Here is a 16,422-nt window from a genome sequence, read left to right as displayed (position 1 = left end):
ATGAACTTCACCCGCAAGGATTTCCCCGAAGGGTTCCTCTTCGGCACCGCCACCTCGTCCTACCAGATCGAAGGCCATGCCTTCGGCGGGGCAGGGCGCACCCATTGGGATGATTTCGCCGCCACCCCCGGCAATGTCGTGCGCGGCGAAAACGGCGACCGGGGCTGCGAACACTACCTGCGTTACGAATCCGACCTCGACCTGATCGCGGCCGCCGGTTTCGATGCTTACCGCTTTTCCACCAGCTGGGCGCGGGTGATGCCCGAAGGGCGCGGCCCGGTGAACGCCGAGGGGCTCGATTTCTACGACCGCCTGACCGATGCGATGCTGGAACGCGGCATCAAACCCTGCGCGACGCTCTATCATTGGGAACTGCCCTCGCCGCTGGCCGACCTCGGCGGCTGGCGCAACCGCGACGTGGCCGGCTGGTTCGCGGATTTCACCGAGGTGATCATGGGCCGCATCGGGGATCGCATGTACAACGTCGCCCCGATCAACGAACCCTGGTGCGTCGGCTGGCTCAGCCATTTCCTCGGCCATCATGCACCCGGTCTGCGCGACATCCGCGCCACTGCCCGCGCCATGCACCACGTCCTGCTGGCACATGGCCGCGCCATCGAAACCATGCGCGGCCTCGGCATGTCCAACCTCGGGGCGGTCTTCAACATGGAATGGGCCGACCCCGCCGATGAAACCCCGCAGGCGCAGCAGGCCGCGACCCTTTATGACTCCTATTACAACCGCTTCTTCCTCGGCGGTGTGTTCAACAAGGAATACCCGGCGGACGTGATGGAGGGGTTCGCCCCCCATATGCCCGAGGGCTGGCAGGACGATTTCGACACCATCGCAGCGCCGCTCGACTGGTGCGGCGTGAATTACTATACGCGCAAGCTGATCGGCCCCGACAATGGCCCCTGGCCGCATCACCACGAGGTTGAGGGCCCGCTGCCCAAGACCCAGATGGGGTGGGAGATCTACCCCGAAGGCCTCTACAAGTTTCTCAAGCGGACGGCTGCGGAATACACCGGCGACCTGCCCCTCCTCGTCACGGAAAACGGCATGTCGAACGAGGATCACATCGTCAACGGCACCGTGCCGGACCGGGCCCGCATCGACTATCTGAACCAGCACGTCGAACAGGTGCGCCGCGCCGTAGCCGAAGGCGTGCCGATGCAGGGCTATTTCGTCTGGTCCCTGATGGACAATTACGAATGGGCGCTTGGGTATGAAAAGCGCTTCGGGCTGGTCCACGTCGATTTCGACACGATGGAGCGGACCCCGAAAGACTCCTACTACGCGCTGCAAAAAGCGCTGACCTGACGGTTGGTGAAGTAAAGAAAGAAGGGCCGCGCCATGTTGCGCGGCCCTTCTTTTCGCTTTGTCAGGCCGCTCAGGAGCGTCCTTTCAGTCTTCCCATAACGCCGCTCAGGAGCGTCCTTTCCAGGGCACCAACACCCGCTCGCACCAGCGCATCAGGATGTCGATGCCAAAGCCAATGATGCCGATCAGGATGATGCCCATCAGCACGATGTCGGTGTTCTGGAATTTCGACGCGACCATGATCATCATGCCCGCGCCCTTTTCCGCTGCCACCAGTTCGGCAGCAACAACCGTGCCCCAGCAGACGCCCATGGCAACCCGCGCGCCGGTGAATATCTCCGGAAGGGAGTTCGGCACGATCACATGGCGCATGATCTGGGCCTTTGACGCGCCCAGCGAATAGGCCGCGTGGACCTTGGCGATATCGACACCCGACACCCCGGCCCGCGCCGCAATCGCCATGATCCACAGTGCCGCAAGGAACAGCAGGATGATCTTGCCGCCCTCGCCGATGCCTGCCCAGATGATCACCAGCGGGATCAGGGCCAGCGGCGGGACGGGCCGCATGAATTCGACAATCGGGTCGAACCAGCCGCGAAACCAGTTGGACAGCCCCATCGCATAGCCCAGCGGAATGCCGACCACGGCGCCCAGCACGAACCCCGACACGACCCGGAACAGGGAAAAGCCCAGATGCTCCAGCAACGTATAATTGCGGAACCCGGTCGAGGCGATCTCGACAAAGCGTTTGAACACCGCCTCCGGGGCCGGCAGCCAGATCGGCTCCATCTGCCAGCCGCTGTTCGGCTCCACGTTCAAGGTGCCGCGCTGCGACATGCCGATGCGGGCAAAGTCGGTCCTGACCTCGCCGCCCGGCGCAATCGGCTCGCCGTTGACCGCCACCACGGTCGCACCATCGTCGCGCGTCACCTCGTCATTGGCATCGACGCGCGCCAGCGAACTGCGATAGGTCGAAATCGCCATGCTGTCGTTCTTGGCGAACCCCTCGCCCGGCGCGACCTCGACCGCGTCGGACTCCTGCGCATCGGCCAGCACGGTAACCGACACCGTGGCGTCATCGCTCTGCCCGTCGGCTGTCTGTGCGGTATAGGTAAAGGTGCCCGTGCCGGTGAACGGCCCCGGCATATGCAAAAAGTCCGGCAACAGGACCGACCCGGTGAAACTGGCCCACAACAGGAAGATCGCAAAGATCGAAAAGAACGAGGCCCGGCGATCCGCGACAACCGCGCTTTCATCGCCAAAGGTCACGGTCTTGCGGGCGATGAAATCGTCCTTCCTCATGCTGCCGGTCAGCGCCCTGACGATGGCGAAGGTCAAGATGAAAAAGCCGATGTAGAGCAGAAGGGGGATCATTCCGCGACCTCCTTGCGGCCCATGATTTCTTCTTCCATGTCCCAGATCAGCGACAGGATCTCTTCGCGCCTTGGGGCGAAATCGGGGTGCTTCTTGACCTCGCGCAGGTCCATGTCGACCCCCATGTCGGCAAAGGGCAGGCGGTATTCGGAATGGATGCGGCCGGGGCGGGGCGCCATCACCAGCAGGCGTTCCCCCAGCAACAGCGCCTCTTCGACCGAATGGGTGATCAGGATGATCGTCTTGCCGGTTTCTTTCCACAGCTTGAGGACGAGGCTCTGCATCTTTTCGCGCGTCAGCGCGTCCAGCGCGCCCAGCGGTTCATCCATCAGGATCACGTCGGGGTGGTTGGCCAGGCAGCGCGCCAGCGCCACCCGCTGCTGCATCCCGCCCGACAGTTCGTAAATCGCCTTTTCCTTGAAATCGCGCAGGCCCACGACCTCCAGCAGGTGATCGACCTCCGCCGCGTAGTCGCCCGGTTTCTGCCCTTTCATGCGCGGCCCGAAACTGACGTTGTCCCGCACGTTCATCCACTCGAACAGCGCGCCTTTCTGAAACACCATGCCACGCTCGCGGCTGGGGCCGCGCACGGGTGTGTCGTTCAGGGTGATCTTGCCCGACGTCGGGGCCAGAAACCCTGCGACGATATTCAGCAGCGTGCTCTTGCCGCACCCCGACGGGCCAAGGACGGTCAGGATCTCGCCCTGCCCGATGGTCAGCGAAACGTCTTTCAACGCCTGCACCGCGCTGCCGTTGGGCAGATCAAAGCGCATGGAAATTCGGTCGATGGACAATCCGGTCATATCCGGCCTCCGCATGATGTGAGGGCGTCGCAGCAAATTCGCCGCAGGTCTATCGCGGGCCCGCGTGCACGGGCCCGCAACCGGATCACTCGCCGGCGGCGATCTTCAGCGGCTCGACATTGACGTTGCCGGCATAGCTGTCACGTGCGCTGCCGATGCTGCCCGCCTCGACAAAGACATCCGCGACACCCTTCATGAAGGTCTGCACGCCCCCGTCGAACCATTTCGCGCTCAGCTGTTCCTCGACGCTGGGAAATTCCATCGTGGCGATCGCGGCCCGCGCCGCCTCCAGGTCCATGCCGGAATCCTCGGCGATGACTTTCAGCATCGCGTCACCCTCATCCCCGGCGTTCCAGCGGGCATTGGCGTCTGCCGTCACGGCCAGGAACTTGGCGACCAGATCGGGATATTCCGCGACGAACCCCTCGGGGGCCGAGGTGACGTCGAACACCAGAATGCCCAGATCTTCCTTTTCCTTGCCGGTCAGCAGCACGTTGCCATGCTCTTTCATCCGCGCCAGACCGCCGCCGTAACCACAGGCGAAATCCACCGCGCCCTGCGACAGGGCCACGGCGCCTTCGGGCGGTGCCATGTCGACGATGCTCAGGCTGGACAGCTCGATGCCGAAATGATCCATCTGCCGCAAAAAGCCATAGTGCGCCGCGGTGCCCAGCGGCACCGCCACCTTCTTGCCCGCCAGGTCGGCCGCATTGGTCTTGTCGATCTCCAGCTTGCTGGCAACGACGCAATTGTCGTTGTCGGAATACGACACCGCGACATCCAGCGCCTCAAGGTCCTGCCCGGCCGAGGCCGCGACGACAAAGGGCGGCACGCCCTGGCTGACCGCGATCTGAACGTCGCCCGAGGCCATGGCCGCGCTCATCGCGGTGCCGGTTTCAAAGCTGACCCAGTTCACCGTCAGGCCAAGCGCCTCGTCATAGGTGCCGAGCGCCTTCGGCTCCATCATCGGCAGCGGCCATTCCAGGAAATAGCCGACCGTGATCTCGTCCAGGCCCTGGGCCTGTGCCGCCGGGCTGTTCAGTGTCAGTGCGCAGAGGGCCAGCGCCGTGCCGCCCAGAAACGTGGCAAGGGGGTTTTTCATCATGTGCTCCTGTTGGGTGCATGTCGTCCGGCGATCCAGCTTGCGTCTCTTGTCGCCCGCGCAAGGCATGTCCGTCGAACAGGGTTGCTTTATCTATCGAATTGCGGAACTTTTGTTCTGTATCACAAAAGTAGGGACGGCGGACTTTCACAGTCAACCTTAACATGTCTCTCGGGACGGTCGCGCGACCCCGTCTGCCTTGCCTTTCCGCAGCGCGCCGTCGCGTCCTGCAATGCAATAGACCACGGAGGCCGATCATGGGCCGATCCAGCGAAAGTTCGATTGTCACCAAGTGTGCGCAGATCATGGACGTGCTGTCGCAATCGCGCGGCCCCATGGCCTTCTCCGAAATCGTCGCGCAGACGGGGTTCGTCAAAAGCTCCTGCCACCGTATCCTCGCGGTGCTTCAGGGCGAAGACCTTGTTGAATACGACAAGGCCAGCCGCACCTACAAAACCGGCACGCGGCTGCACAATTGGGCGCGCTCGGCCTGGCGTCGCATTGATTTGCAGCAGATTGCCAGCGGCGTCATGCTGCGCCTCGGGGACGAGACGGGCATGAACGTCGCACTGTCGGTGCTGGACGGCGACACCATCCTGTACCTGCGCACGGTCGACCAGATGCCGGTGCGCTATGCCGCCCACCCCGGCGATCACGCGCCGCTGCACTGCACCGCGGCGGGCAAGGTGTTCCTGGCGAATATGGCGCAGTCCCGGCGCGATGCGCTTCTGGGTGCGCTGCGGTATGACCGTTTCACCGAATTTACCAAGGTCACGGCGCAGGACGTTGCTGCCGAATTCCCCGCCATCCTGCGCAGCGGCTACGGCATGGCGGTGCAGGAGGAATACCTGCCGGTCATCGGAATCGCCGCGCCGATCTGGAACGCGCAGGATCAGGTTACCGCCTGTCTGAACGTCTGGACGATGTCCGACCTCGCCACCGCGCCGCAGGTCGAATCGCAGGCGCAGCGGGTCATCGCCGCCGCCCGACAGATTTCGCGGCAAATGGGGTGGCAGGCGGGCTGAGAACCGCCTGTACACAGGGTCACACCTTGACGAAACCCAGCATCGCTTCGAATACTGGCACCCGCGTTCCATGGTACGAGACCCCTATGTTTGACCTTCCTGTCGCCCGCCCAACATGGCCAGACTCCCTTTGGAAGGCGACGGCGGGCGCACGCGATGCCAGCCCGGTGTTGCAGGGCGATATGCGCGCCGACGTGACCGTGATCGGCGCCGGGTTCACCGGGCTGCGCTGCGCATTGGCCCTGGCCGAGGCCGGCAGCCGCGTCGTGGTTCTTGATGCCGGCGATGTCGGCTGGGGGGCCTCGGGGCGCAACGGCGGTCAGGTCAATCCGATGTTGCCCCACAATACCCCCGCCATGCTGCACAAGATCCTGGGCGCCACCTATTTCGACCGGCTGACCCAGGCGTCGCTGACGTCGGCGGATGAATTGTTCGCGCTGATCCGGCAGTACGGCATTGCCTGCAAACCGCGTCAAGCGGGCTGGTTGCGGGTCAATCACAACGCCACCGCCCGCCGCAACGCCGAAGCCGGGGTAAAAGCCTGGAACACCTTCGGGGCGGGCATGTATCACGTCGATGGACCCGAGCTGGAGCGTATTTCCGGCAGCAGGGCCTACGCCTCCGGCGTCGTCACGCCGCGGGGCGGTGCGGTGCAACCGCTGATGCTGGCGCGCGGTGTGGCCAGCGCCGCCATTGCCCGCGGCACGCAGATTTTCGGGCAAAGCCCGGTGACGGCGCTGCGCAAGGACGGTGACGTCTGGCGCGCGACCACCCCGGGCGGGTCTGTCACGTCGGATTGGGTCGTCGTCGCGACCAATGGCTACAGCGGAGAGCTGCTGCCCGGTCTTGCGGCCAGCGTCCTGCCGCTGACCCCGATCCAGATCGCGACGGAGCCTTTGCCCGATGAGGTGGTCGATTCGATCCTCCCCGAGGGGCACACCATTTCTGACAGCCGCCGCGTCATCATGTACGCGCGCCGCGAGGCCGACAATCGCATGGTGTACGGCGGCGTCGGCAAGCCAAGGCGCGACGGCACCTTCGATGGCTTTGACTGGCTGATCCGCGATGCCGAGCGCGTGTTCCCCCAGCTGAAAGGTCAGCGCTGGCGCTATCGTTGGGGCGGGCAGGTTGCCGTGACAGATGATCACCTGCCGCATCTGCATGAACCGCGCAGCGGAATGCTCGTCGGGCTGGGCTACAACGGTCGCGGTGTCGCCCTGTCGCATGTCATGGGGCGGGTTATGGCAGAACGCATCCTTGGCGCTGACCCTGCGGCCTTGCCGTTCCCGGTGACGCAGGCCCGCGCCTTTCCGCTGGGTCGTACCAAGCGTCTGGGTCTCGCCACCGCCGTGCGCCTGATGAAGCTTATGGACTATCTCGAAACCCGCTGAACAGCGCCGCACCTGCCGTGCGCCTCACCCGTCGCCGCCGGACGTGGGGCGGCCCCCGGCCGTTTTCGACACCGCGCCGGGTCAGGTAAGGGGGGCGTTCGGCGCAACCGCTGGCTATGGCGCGATCCGCGTGGCGGGGGCGCCCGATGGGGGAATGGTTTCGCGGCGGCAAATGGCGCGTCTGTCCCGGCAGGGCCGTTTGATGAACCTCTGCCGCCGGTCCTGCGCACCGGTTCCCGCGCACCGGTCATTCCACCGCTCAGATACCGTCATGATACCGACGTTGAAACCGATGCCTGCGGCGGGGTCAGTGGCCCTGCGCCGCCATGCTGCCCAGCCCCTCTTCCGGGGGCAATGTCGGGCGGGGACGAGCGGTCAGTTCCTGCGCCACACCCGCGCTCAGCCCGGCCATGCACAGCAGTCGGACGGCGGCGTCCGGCATCTCCGTTGCCGGCAGATCGCCATGGCTGACCGACAGGCCTGCCCCCACGATGGCATGTGTCGTCAGCCGCCAGGTCATCGCGGCATCGCCCGGCGAAAGGCGTCCGCTGTGCGCCCCCTGCTTCAGCAAGTCTATGGCAAATGGGCCAATTCTGCGAAACATGACATCCGCGACGATGCCCGAGCGGCCCAGCAATTGCCGCCAGCGGTCGTCGGTCGTTGCGGTTTCCAGCACGGTCAGCAGCGCCACGGCATAGACATGGGCGGGATCGGCGAAATCGCCCGTTGCGGTTTCGACCCGCAGCGAAAGATCCTGCATGATCTCCTCCAGCACGGCCACGGCAAGGTCATCTTTTGAGCGGAAATAGTTGTAGACTGTCCCCGCGCCCACATCCGCCCGGTCCGCGATCTCCAACATGGTGGCTGCATCGATGCCCTTTTCGGACATGACGTCGCTCGCCGCACGAATCAGCGCCTCGCGATTGCGCCTCTGCCGCCGCGCAACGCGCCCTTCTTTCAGGGATTCACCCTTGTTGTCAGCCATTCAAATCGCCCTCATGAAAGTGAACGATATTCAAGCTTGAGGAGCCTCGCAAGTGAATGATGCTTGCGACTCTCTTCATCCCTGCCTCAGGGGTGATGCTGGGCAGATGTGCACAAATGCCGTGCAAACCGGCAGTCAGGTCGCGATATGCGCGAAAATACCGATAAAACCAGAAAATTTGAAGAAAACGGGATGTGAATCCTGATCAAAAATGATTAATAATTGCACCTGAACGACATTCAGGGGTGACAACGGCGATAATTGGCCCATGTTTGGAGTAGATTATCGGACGGCTCGGACCGGGCATGTTGATCTACAGGCTGGGTCCACGGATCGTCCGCAAGCGACAGGTCGCCTACAGCCTAACGCGGAGCACAAGCGTCTGCGAAGAAAAAACTGAACGGGGAGCCGGATTTGGCATCAACATCTGACAGCGAAGCGTTCGTTGCGTTCGAACGCGTGCAGAAGAGTTACGACGGCGAAACGCTGGTCGTGAAAGATTTGAACCTCAGCATGCCCAAGGGCGAGTTTCTGACGATGCTCGGGCCGTCGGGGTCAGGCAAGACCACCTGCCTGATGATGCTGGCCGGTTTCGAAACCGCTACGCACGGCGAGATCATGCTGGACGGCACGCCGATCAACAATATTCCGCCTCACAAGCGCGGCATTGGCATGGTGTTCCAGAACTATGCCCTGTTCCCGCACATGACCGTCGGTGAAAACCTCTCTTTCCCGCTGGAAGTCCGCAAGATCGGCAAGTCCGAGCGTGAAAAGAAGGTGATGCGCGCCCTCGACATGGTGCAGATGGGCGATTTTGCGAACCGCCGCCCGGCTCAACTGTCCGGTGGGCAGCAACAGCGGATCGCGCTTGCCCGCGCGCTGGTGTTCGAACCGGAACTGGTGTTGATGGACGAACCGCTCGGCGCGCTGGACAAGCAGCTGCGCGAACACATGCAGTTCGAAATCACCCGCCTTGCCCATGAACTGGGCATCACCACGGTCTATGTGACCCACGACCAGACCGAGGCGCTGACCATGTCGGATCGTGTCGCCGTCTTCAACGATGGCCGCATCCAGCAACTCGCGCCGCCCGACACGCTGTACGAAGAGCCCGAAAACAGCTTCGTCGCGCAATTCATCGGTGAAAACAACACGTTGGAGGGGACCGTCAAGGAAATCTCCGGCAAAACCTGTACCGTCCAGCTGGACGGTGGAGAGCTGATTTCGGCCCGTCCGATCAACGTCACCAAACCCGGTGACCGGACCCGCGTGTCGATCCGCCCCGAGCGGGTCGAGATGAACAAGGAACGCCTTCAGGAAGGCGCGCACCTGCTCAAGGCCGAAGTGATGGAATTCATCTACATGGGCGACATCTTCCGCACGCGTCTGCGTGTGGCGGGGCGCGACGATTTTATCGTCAAGACCCGGAACGCGCCCGATCAGGTCCGCCTCAAACGGGGCGAGACAGTCGAGATCGGCTGGCTGCCCGAGGATTGCCGGGCCCTCGAGGCCTGACGATCATCGCACGTTTCCGCGGCGGCCGTCAGGCTGCTGCGGCCTATCGAGATCCCGTTCGTTCCGCCCGTAGCGCGGGATCCGTAAATCAACAACGGGGATAACTGGGAGTTATACATGAAACTCACGAAAACCCTCCTTGCCGGTACGGCTCTGGCCATGACGGCTGGCGTAGCATCGGCTCAGGATATGGCCAACGACATGACCATCGTGTCTTGGGGCGGTGCCTATCAATCGTCGCAGCTGAAAGCCTATGTCGAGCCCTACCTGGAAATGCACCCCGAGGTCTCCGTGACCTGGGACGAAAGCTCCAACGAAGCGGTGGCAAAGCTGCGCGCGATGAACGAAGCCGGCAACATCACCTGGGATCTGGTCGATGTCGTTGCAGCTGACGCCATCCGCCTGTGCGACGAAGGCCTGGCAATGGAATACGATCCCGACGAGCTGCTCGCCGAAGGCGATGACGGCACCTCGGCATCGGATGACTTCGGTGACCTGATCGTCTCCGATTGCTACATCCCGCAGATCGTCTATTCGACCACGTTCGGCTATCGTACCGACATGGTGCCCGAAGGCGTCGATGCGCCCAGCAACATCTGTGACGTGTTCGACCTGGAAAAATACCCGGGCAAGCGCGCGCTGGAAAAACGCCCGATCAACAACATGGAATGGGCGCTGCTCTGCGACGGCGTGGCCAAGGACGAAGTCTATGACGTTCTGGCAACCCCCGAAGGGCAAGAGCAGGCTCTGGCCAAGCTCGACACCATCAAGGACGACGTGATCTGGTGGTCCGCTGGCGCCGATACGCCGCAACTGCTGGCCGATGGCGAAGTCTTCATGGGCTCCACCTACAACGGTCGCCTGTATTCGGTGATCGAGGAGCAGGACCAGCCCGTCGGCATGATGTGGGACGCACAGGTCTATGACCTTGACGGCTGGATCATCCCCGAAGGTCTGGACGAGGCACACCTGGCCCGCGTCAAGGACTTCATCATGTTCGCCACCGACACCCAGCGTCTTGCTGATCAGGCGAAATACATCTCCTACGGTCCCGCACGTGCCTCCTCGGCGCCGCTGGTGCCCGAAGAGATGAAGCAGCACATGCCGACCGATCCGGCCAACGCCGAGAACACGTTCCTCTACAACTACGAGTTCTGGGCTGACTATCGCGACGATATCGACGCGAAATTCCAGTCCTGGCTGGCTCAGTAATCGGGTTTTGACCTGACGTGATACCGGGATGGGCCGACGCGGCCCATCCCACCCCAAAGCGGCCCCGAAACAAATCAGAATGGGCCGGCTCACAGAAAAAACGACAGGGACGACATGAGCGATACGACCCAGACCGGACCGATCGACATGGGCAACTCCGCAGCGAACGACACGGCCGAGAAGAAGGGCCCGATGCTGGCAGCGGATGGTACCCCTCTCAAGCGCAGCCTGAACCGTGCCCTGAGGCGCCAGAAGTTGCGGGCGCTGGCGCTGATCGCACCGTTGCTGATCTTCGTGCTGCTCACCTTCATTGCCCCGATCGCGGACATGCTGTTCCGCTCGGTGGAAAACGATATTGTCTCGAACACGCTGCCCACAACGACCGAAGCACTCGAAGGCTGGGATCACACCACCGGAGAGCCCCCATCGGAGGCGGTCTTCGAAGATTTCTACTTCGACCTGTTCCTGGCGTCCGAGGCCAAGGAACATACCAAGCTCGGCACCCGCCTGAACTATGAAAAGACCGGTGTTTCCTCCATGTTCCGCTCTACCGGGCGCGGTCTGGACGACATCGGCGACGATTATCTGGACGCGCTCGAGGAAACCGACGAACGCTGGGGTGACGGTGATTTCTGGTACGCCCTGATGAGCGGTACCGGCACCTCCGCCCCCGAAGTCGTCGAGGCCCGCCGCAAGGCGCTGGCCCGGATGAGCGGCGACAGCCTGAGCGGCGACGTCGGCTTTGCGCCCTCGAACTCGATTGCCACGCTTCTGCCGACGACGGTGCGCGCCTATTCCGATTTCGCGGTCTATACCGCGCTTGTCGATGGCGATGTGGTGGCCGAGGAAGACCCCTGGGAATCGGTCTATGTCGGCCTGATCTCCGACCTCGAAGAGGCCAACGTCGACGGCTACACCGGACCCGAAGCGGATGCGCTCAAGGCCGCCAAGGCCGCGTTGCCCGGCATTGAACAGGTCTCGCTCAAATCCTTCTTCCAGAGCGAGGACAAGGACTGGGTGGATCCGTCGGTCTGGGCGACCATCCAGACCTACAGCCCGAAATATACCTCTGGCTACTTTCTCAACGCGATCGACATGCAGCTGACCCCGGACGGGATCGAGATGCGCCCCGAGAACCAGCAGATCTATATCATGCTGTTCAAGCGGACGCTGTTCATGTCGATGATGATCATGGGGTCATGCATCCTGCTGGGCTATCCCGTGGCCTGGCTGCTGGCCAACCTGCCATCGAAAAGCGCGAACCTGTTGATGATCCTCGTGCTGCTGCCGTTCTGGACCTCGCTTCTGGTGCGGACCTCGGCGTGGAAGGTGATGTTGCAGCAACAGGGCGTGATCAACGATGTGCTGGTCTGGTTGGGGCTGGTGTCCGACGGCGACCGCCTGGTGATGATCAACAACCAGTTCGGTACGATCGTGGCCATGACGCACATTCTGCTGCCCTTCATGATCCTGCCGCTCTATTCCGTGATGCAGACCATTCCGCCGACCTACCTGCGCGCGGCAAAATCGCTCGGGGCGACCAACTGGACAGCGTTCTGGCGGGTCTATTTCCCGCAGTCGGTGCCGGGTATCGGTGCGGGGTCGATCCTCGTGTTCATTCTGTCCATCGGCTATTACATCACGCCGGAAATCGTGGGCGGCACGACGGGGACATTCATTTCGAACCGGATCGCCTATCACATTTCCAGCTCGCTCAACTGGGGGCTTGGTGCCGCGCTCGGGGCAATCCTGCTGGCCTGCGTCCTCATTCTCTACTGGGCCTACGACCGTATCGTCGGCATCGACAACGTGAAGCTGGGGTGATCACATGAAACTTGCTGTAATCGAACCCAAATCCGTCTCGTTCGCCGCCGGTGTGGTGGCGGCCTTCGGTGCCTTCTTCGGTCTGTTCATCGGGACATCGCAGGGCTCAGGCCTGATCGGGGTCCTGGGCGGAGCGATCCTGATGGGGGGGCTGGCGTTCCTTGCCGTCACCTTCATGCGGGACCAGGAAAAAACCGCGAAATGGGGCATCCTGGCGCTGTTCGTCATCGTCGGAGCGCTGCTGAGCGGTATTCCCGGCGCGGTGTTGGGGGCTCTGCTGGGCTATTTCTTCGGCCATATCATCTTCTGGGTGGCCTCGGGGCGGTACCGTACCGCCGTGCCCCCCTATGCGACGCCGGGGCAGGTGCTGTGGCATTATGCGTTTCGCACCATTGCCGGTGCGATCCTGGTGTTCCTGATCACGCCGATCCTTGTCGTCATGCCGCTGAGCTTCAACGCCGAGAATTTCTTTACCTTCACGCCGGAAATGCTGAGTTTCGATCCGGCCGGGTATTCGCTGCGTCACTACCGTGACTTCTTTACCAACAGCGACTGGCAACAGGCGCTTTGGAACTCGGTTCGTATCGCGCCGATGGCGACGCTGCTGTCGGTCGGGTTCGGCACCCTTGCGGCCATCGGGCTGAGCCAGCCGCACGTGCCGTTCCGCCAGACGATCATGGCGATCCTGATCTCGCCCATGATCGTGCCGCTGATCATCTCGGCGGCGGGCATGTACTTCTTTTATTCGCGCATCGGCTTGCAGGGCACCTACCTCGGCGTCGTTCTGGCCCATGCTGCGCTTGGCATTCCCTTTGTCATCATCACCGTGACGGCGACGCTGGTCGGTTTCGACCGATCCCTTGTCAGGGCGGCGGCGAACATGGGGGCCAATCCGGTGACGACCTTCTTTCGCATCCAGATGCCGCTGATCCTGCCGGGCGTGATCTCGGGCGGGTTGTTTGCCTTCATCACGTCGTTCGACGAGGTGGTCGTGGTGCTGTTCGTCGGCTCGGCGGGGCAGAAGACGCTGCCCTGGCAGATGTTCATCGGGCTGCGAGAGCAGATTTCACCGACGATCCTGGCGGTGGCGACGATCCTTGTCGTCGTGTCGATCTGCCTGTTGACCACGGTCGAGCTGTTGCGCCGCCGGTCGGAGCGGATGCGGGGCATCACGCCGAGCTGATCGGGTTTTCAGGGATATTTGCGAGGGAAGGGGGGCTGTCGGCCCCCCTTCTTGCGTCCCCTGGGGCCGCAATTCATCCCCCCGAGGATTTTTTCAACAGGGAAACATGGATCAGGTGAAGGCCCTGAGGGCGATGCCCTCGGCCTGTAGCCGGTCGCGCAGGTGACGGGCCATGGCAACCGCGCCTGGACTGTCGCCGTGCACGCAGATCGACGCGGCCTCCAGCGGGATGGGGTCGCCGCCGACGGTCGGCATCAGGCCGGTGGCGAGGAATTGCAGCAGGCGATCGGCGGCCTGGTCGGGGGCGTGGATCATCGCGCCTGGGGTGCCGCGCGGGGCGAGCTGACCATTGGGCTGATACCCGCGGTCGGCAAAGATTTCGGACACGGTGGTGAGGCCGATGGCGCGGGCGGCGCTCTCAAGTTCGGTTCCCGAGACGGCGAGCATGGCGAGGGCGCCGGGCATGGCACGGACGGCGCGGGCGATGGCATCTGCGGCGTCACGGTCGGCGGCGGCGAAGTTGTTCAGGGCCCCGTGCGGTTTGACATAGCTGACCTGCGCACCGGCCAGGGCGGCGATGCCCTGCAGCGTGCCGATCTGGGCGGCGACCAGGCGCTCTATCTCGGGCGGGGACATCGGGATGACGCGGCGACCGAAGCCGAGCGGGTCGGCGTAGCCGGGGTGGGCCCCGATCTGCACGCCCTTTTCCTTGCACAGGGTCAGCGAGCGGAACATCGTTTCTGGGTCGCTGGCATGGCCGCCGCAGGCGATATTGGCGCTGTTGACGATGTCGAGCATGGCGGCATCGTCGCCCATGCTCCAGGGGCCAAAGGCTTCGCCCAGGTCGGAATTCAGGTCGATCTGCGTCATCTCTGGCCCTCCGGTCCGTTGTTCAGATCACACGGATAACATCCTTGCCGACGGAAAGAACATAGCCCCGGCGCGCAATGTTCTTGATCAGCAGTTCGCTGACGATCTGGTTGCCCAGGGTGTCGCGCAGGCGCTTGATGCGGGTGGCGCCCGCCGCCTCGTCGCAATCCACCTCGGGTTTGCCGCTGATCATCGCCTCGATCTGCACGCCGGAGAGGACGTCGTCGTCCATCCGCGCCTCGGCCAGGACCGAGAGGGTTTCGATGGCCGCATCCGTCAGCTTGAAGCCGAGGTTGTTGAGGTAGACCATCTTTTCATCGCGGCTGATCATCAGCGAATTCACCTCGATGCCGGCGCGTTCGATCTGGGCCATGCGCCGGTTCATCGCGATCAGCATGATCAGAAAGCCGAGCGCCGCAAGCAGCAGTGCCGTGGCAAACACCAGCAGAACGAAGATCACCATGCGGTAGCTGGCCAGCGTTTCCGAAAACGCCGTGCCGGACAGGGCGAGGATGTTCAGCAGCTTGACCTCGGCCAGCGTGGTCAGGTCGTTGTCCACGAAGATCCGTTCGACCCGGGTGTTGAAGGCATTGGCGTCGGGCAGGTTCACGAACAGAAACACCGCCGCCAGCAAAAGGACCGCCACGACCGCCCCCAGACCGATAACGACGGCACGGGTGCCGCTGCGCCTGAGGTCAGAAGCGAAGATAATAGGGTCCTGCATCACTTTTCCTGCCTGCCAATCCGGTGTCGTCGAAAACCGAGACGATATTCAGCAATGTCCAGCCGTTGCGCGCAAGCCTGCTGCGGGCTTCGTCGGCGGCCTGCTGCTTGTCGCAGGTCGACACCTGCATGACCCCGTAGTGCAGTTCATAGGGTTTGTCGCGCTTGGCCTTGTAATCGGCATAGCAGGCGCCGGCAGCCGTGGCCGGCACGGCGAAGGCCGCGATCAGCGACAGCCCGAGGGCCATCACCATTGGAATCGGCGAGAGAGGATGTGTGCGTGTCATGCGCTGACCTTGGGCGAACTGCTGCTGCCATTCAATAACAGAGCGAAGCCGCCCGCCACGGCGCAGTGGTTGCGGGCGTGTTATCGGATAACCACGCGCCGTTATTGTGCGGCGAAGGGGGGCAGGGCCAGTGTCGGGACATCAAGCCCGGAGCCTGTGCCCGGCGCCCCACCCCAGGTGAGTCCGCACCGGATCACCGCCCCCCGAGAGAGGACTGAACAATGTTCCTGAGCAAAACCCGCAAGTTCACTACCACGCTGGCCGCAGCCGCCCTGGCGATGAGCACCCTGATCGCCACACCGGTCCAGGCCAAGAACGAGGATCTGGCAAAGCTGTTCGTCGGTGCCACGGCGTTGTTCATCATTGGAAACGCGATCAATGAAAACAACCGCAAGACGCAGCAGGCCCGGCGTGACCCCCCGCGTCCGCAGCCGGATTGGCGCGATGACCGTCGGCACGACCGTGACCGGGGCCGCGATGATCATCGCCCGGGCCGTGCCTACGATTCGCGGCCGACGTACCCGCGTTACCAGCCGCGCCCGGTGATGGCCGTGCCCAGCCACTGCCTGGTCATGACCTATGTCGATGGCTACCGCGCCAAGGGGTATTCGGCGGCCTGTGCGCGTGACTACGCGTCGATCCCGACGCGTCTGCCGCAATCGTGCCTGCAGGAAACCTCCAGCCGCCAGGGGCCGCGCTACATCTATCGCCAGGTCTGCATGCAGCAGAACGGCTGGCAGGCCTCCTGAGACACCCGGTTACCGCGCGCCGTTTGACATATCCCCAAGCGGCGCGCGGGCCATCCCGG

Annotated in this window: 15 protein-coding genes; 8 read left to right on the top strand and 7 right to left on the bottom strand. The window is 63.2% G+C overall.

The window, feature by feature from the left end; genetic code table 11:
- On the top strand, positions 1–1,320 hold the full coding sequence (locus DL237_RS02335; RefSeq protein WP_119397423.1) for a GH1 family beta-glucosidase: 1,320 nt from the start codon (positions 1–3) through the stop codon (positions 1,318–1,320).
- Positions 1,321–1,425: 105 nt separating this feature from the next.
- Here the strand turns inward: DL237_RS02335 and DL237_RS02330 are convergent, their stop codons facing one another.
- The 3 genes from DL237_RS02330 to DL237_RS02320 all read right to left on the bottom strand — a co-directional run bounded on the left by DL237_RS02330 (position 1,426) and on the right by DL237_RS02320 (position 4,599).
- On the bottom strand, positions 1,426–2,694 hold the full coding sequence (locus DL237_RS02330; protein WP_119397422.1) for an ABC transporter permease: 1,269 nt from the start codon (positions 2,692–2,694) through the stop codon (positions 1,426–1,428).
- The gene (locus DL237_RS02325; RefSeq protein WP_119397421.1) at positions 2,691–3,497 is read right to left on the bottom strand and encodes a taurine ABC transporter ATP-binding protein; all 807 of its coding nucleotides are present in this window, start codon (positions 3,495–3,497) and stop codon (positions 2,691–2,693) included. Before DL237_RS02325 ends, DL237_RS02330 begins: the two co-directional genes overlap by 4 nt.
- An 85-nt stretch (positions 3,498–3,582) precedes the next feature.
- A complete protein-coding gene (locus tag DL237_RS02320) occupies positions 3,583–4,599 on the bottom strand; it encodes a taurine ABC transporter substrate-binding protein (RefSeq protein WP_407691895.1) in 1,017 nt (338 codons plus the stop codon).
- 257 nt (positions 4,600–4,856) lie between these two features.
- On the opposite strand from DL237_RS02320, the gene DL237_RS02315 reads away from it, so the two are divergent.
- Positions 4,857–5,624, top strand: coding sequence for an IclR family transcriptional regulator (locus DL237_RS02315; RefSeq protein ID WP_119397419.1), 768 nt, complete (start codon positions 4,857–4,859; stop codon positions 5,622–5,624).
- Between the two features lie 86 nt (positions 5,625–5,710).
- A complete protein-coding gene (locus DL237_RS02310) occupies positions 5,711–7,015 on the top strand; it encodes an NAD(P)/FAD-dependent oxidoreductase (protein WP_119397418.1) in 1,305 nt (434 codons plus the stop codon).
- Between the two features lie 307 nt (positions 7,016–7,322).
- On the opposite strand, the gene DL237_RS02305 is transcribed toward DL237_RS02310, so the two are convergent.
- Positions 7,323–8,000, bottom strand: a complete 678-nt coding sequence (locus DL237_RS02305; protein ID WP_119397417.1) for a TetR/AcrR family transcriptional regulator — start codon at positions 7,998–8,000, stop codon at positions 7,323–7,325.
- A 414-nt stretch (positions 8,001–8,414) separates the two neighbouring features.
- On the opposite strand from DL237_RS02305, the gene DL237_RS02300 reads away from it, so the two are divergent.
- The 4 genes from DL237_RS02300 (at position 8,415) to DL237_RS02285 (ending at position 13,734) form a co-directional block, all read left to right on the top strand.
- Complete coding sequence (locus DL237_RS02300; protein WP_119397416.1) at positions 8,415–9,515, top strand: ABC transporter ATP-binding protein; 1,101 nt, start codon at positions 8,415–8,417, stop codon at positions 9,513–9,515.
- 117 nt (positions 9,516–9,632) lie between these two features.
- Entirely contained in the window at positions 9,633–10,727 is a 1,095-nt protein-coding gene (locus DL237_RS02295) for an extracellular solute-binding protein (RefSeq protein ID WP_119397415.1), read from the top strand.
- A 114-nt stretch (positions 10,728–10,841) separates the two neighbouring features.
- On the top strand, positions 10,842–12,551 hold the full coding sequence (locus DL237_RS02290; RefSeq protein ID WP_407691894.1) for an ABC transporter permease: 1,710 nt from the start codon (positions 10,842–10,844) through the stop codon (positions 12,549–12,551).
- A 4-nt stretch (positions 12,552–12,555) separates the two neighbouring features.
- The gene (locus tag DL237_RS02285) at positions 12,556–13,734 is read left to right on the top strand and encodes an ABC transporter permease (RefSeq protein WP_119397414.1); all 1,179 of its coding nucleotides are present in this window, start codon (positions 12,556–12,558) and stop codon (positions 13,732–13,734) included.
- A gap of 111 nt (positions 13,735–13,845) precedes the next feature.
- Here the strand turns inward: DL237_RS02285 and DL237_RS02280 are convergent, their stop codons facing one another.
- The 3 genes from DL237_RS02280 to DL237_RS02270 are packed head-to-tail and all read right to left on the bottom strand — an operon-like array spanning position 13,846 to position 15,614.
- A complete protein-coding gene (locus DL237_RS02280; protein WP_119397413.1) occupies positions 13,846–14,604 on the bottom strand; it encodes a LamB/YcsF family protein in 759 nt (252 codons plus the stop codon).
- Between the two features lie 22 nt (positions 14,605–14,626).
- A complete protein-coding gene (locus tag DL237_RS02275; RefSeq protein WP_119397412.1) occupies positions 14,627–15,328 on the bottom strand; it encodes a hypothetical protein in 702 nt (233 codons plus the stop codon).
- Positions 15,300–15,614 (bottom strand): hypothetical protein, encoded by a 315-nt coding sequence (locus tag DL237_RS02270; RefSeq protein ID WP_119397411.1) that lies wholly within the window; start codon positions 15,612–15,614, stop codon positions 15,300–15,302. The genes DL237_RS02275 and DL237_RS02270 overlap by 29 nt, the downstream gene beginning before the upstream one ends.
- 221 nt (positions 15,615–15,835) lie before the next feature.
- Between DL237_RS02270 and DL237_RS02265 the strand changes: the two genes are divergently transcribed.
- Positions 15,836–16,363 carry a hypothetical protein gene (locus DL237_RS02265; protein ID WP_119397410.1) on the top strand — a complete coding sequence of 176 codons (528 nt, stop codon included), beginning with the start codon at positions 15,836–15,838 and terminating at the stop codon, positions 16,361–16,363.
- Positions 16,364–16,422 lie beyond the last annotated feature (59 nt).

Origin of the sequence: Pseudooceanicola sediminis (assembly GCF_003575965.1) — a bacterium.
In the GTDB taxonomy this organism is placed as follows: domain Bacteria; phylum Pseudomonadota; class Alphaproteobacteria; order Rhodobacterales; family Rhodobacteraceae; genus Pseudooceanicola; species Pseudooceanicola sediminis.
This window is presented reverse-complemented; position numbering and strand designations above follow the sequence as displayed.

Bases quoted from the DNA above. Each gene is read 5' to 3' on its own strand.
- DL237_RS02335 (WP_119397423.1), top strand. From the start codon at position 1: ATGAACTTCACCCGCAAGGATTTCCCCGAAGGGTTCCTCTTCGGCACC.
- DL237_RS02330 (WP_119397422.1), bottom strand. From the start codon at position 2,694: ATGATCCCCCTTCTGCTCTACATCGGCTTTTTCATCTTGACCTTCGCC.
- DL237_RS02325 (WP_119397421.1), bottom strand. From the start codon at position 3,497: ATGACCGGATTGTCCATCGACCGAATTTCCATGCGCTTTGATCTGCCC.
- DL237_RS02320 (WP_407691895.1), bottom strand. From the start codon at position 4,599: ATGAAAAACCCCCTTGCCACGTTTCTGGGCGGCACGGCGCTGGCCCTC.
- DL237_RS02315 (WP_119397419.1), top strand. From the start codon at position 4,857: ATGGGCCGATCCAGCGAAAGTTCGATTGTCACCAAGTGTGCGCAGATC.
- DL237_RS02310 (WP_119397418.1), top strand. From the start codon at position 5,711: ATGTTTGACCTTCCTGTCGCCCGCCCAACATGGCCAGACTCCCTTTGG.
- DL237_RS02305 (WP_119397417.1), bottom strand. From the start codon at position 8,000: ATGGCTGACAACAAGGGTGAATCCCTGAAAGAAGGGCGCGTTGCGCGG.
- DL237_RS02295 (WP_119397415.1), top strand. From the start codon at position 9,633: ATGAAACTCACGAAAACCCTCCTTGCCGGTACGGCTCTGGCCATGACG.
- DL237_RS02290 (WP_407691894.1), top strand. From the start codon at position 10,842: ATGAGCGATACGACCCAGACCGGACCGATCGACATGGGCAACTCCGCA.
- DL237_RS02285 (WP_119397414.1), top strand. From the start codon at position 12,556: ATGAAACTTGCTGTAATCGAACCCAAATCCGTCTCGTTCGCCGCCGGT.
- DL237_RS02280 (WP_119397413.1), bottom strand. From the start codon at position 14,604: ATGACGCAGATCGACCTGAATTCCGACCTGGGCGAAGCCTTTGGCCCC.
- DL237_RS02275 (WP_119397412.1), bottom strand. From the start codon at position 15,328: ATGCAGGACCCTATTATCTTCGCTTCTGACCTCAGGCGCAGCGGCACC.
- DL237_RS02270 (WP_119397411.1), bottom strand. From the start codon at position 15,614: ATGACACGCACACATCCTCTCTCGCCGATTCCAATGGTGATGGCCCTC.
- DL237_RS02265 (WP_119397410.1), top strand. From the start codon at position 15,836: ATGTTCCTGAGCAAAACCCGCAAGTTCACTACCACGCTGGCCGCAGCC.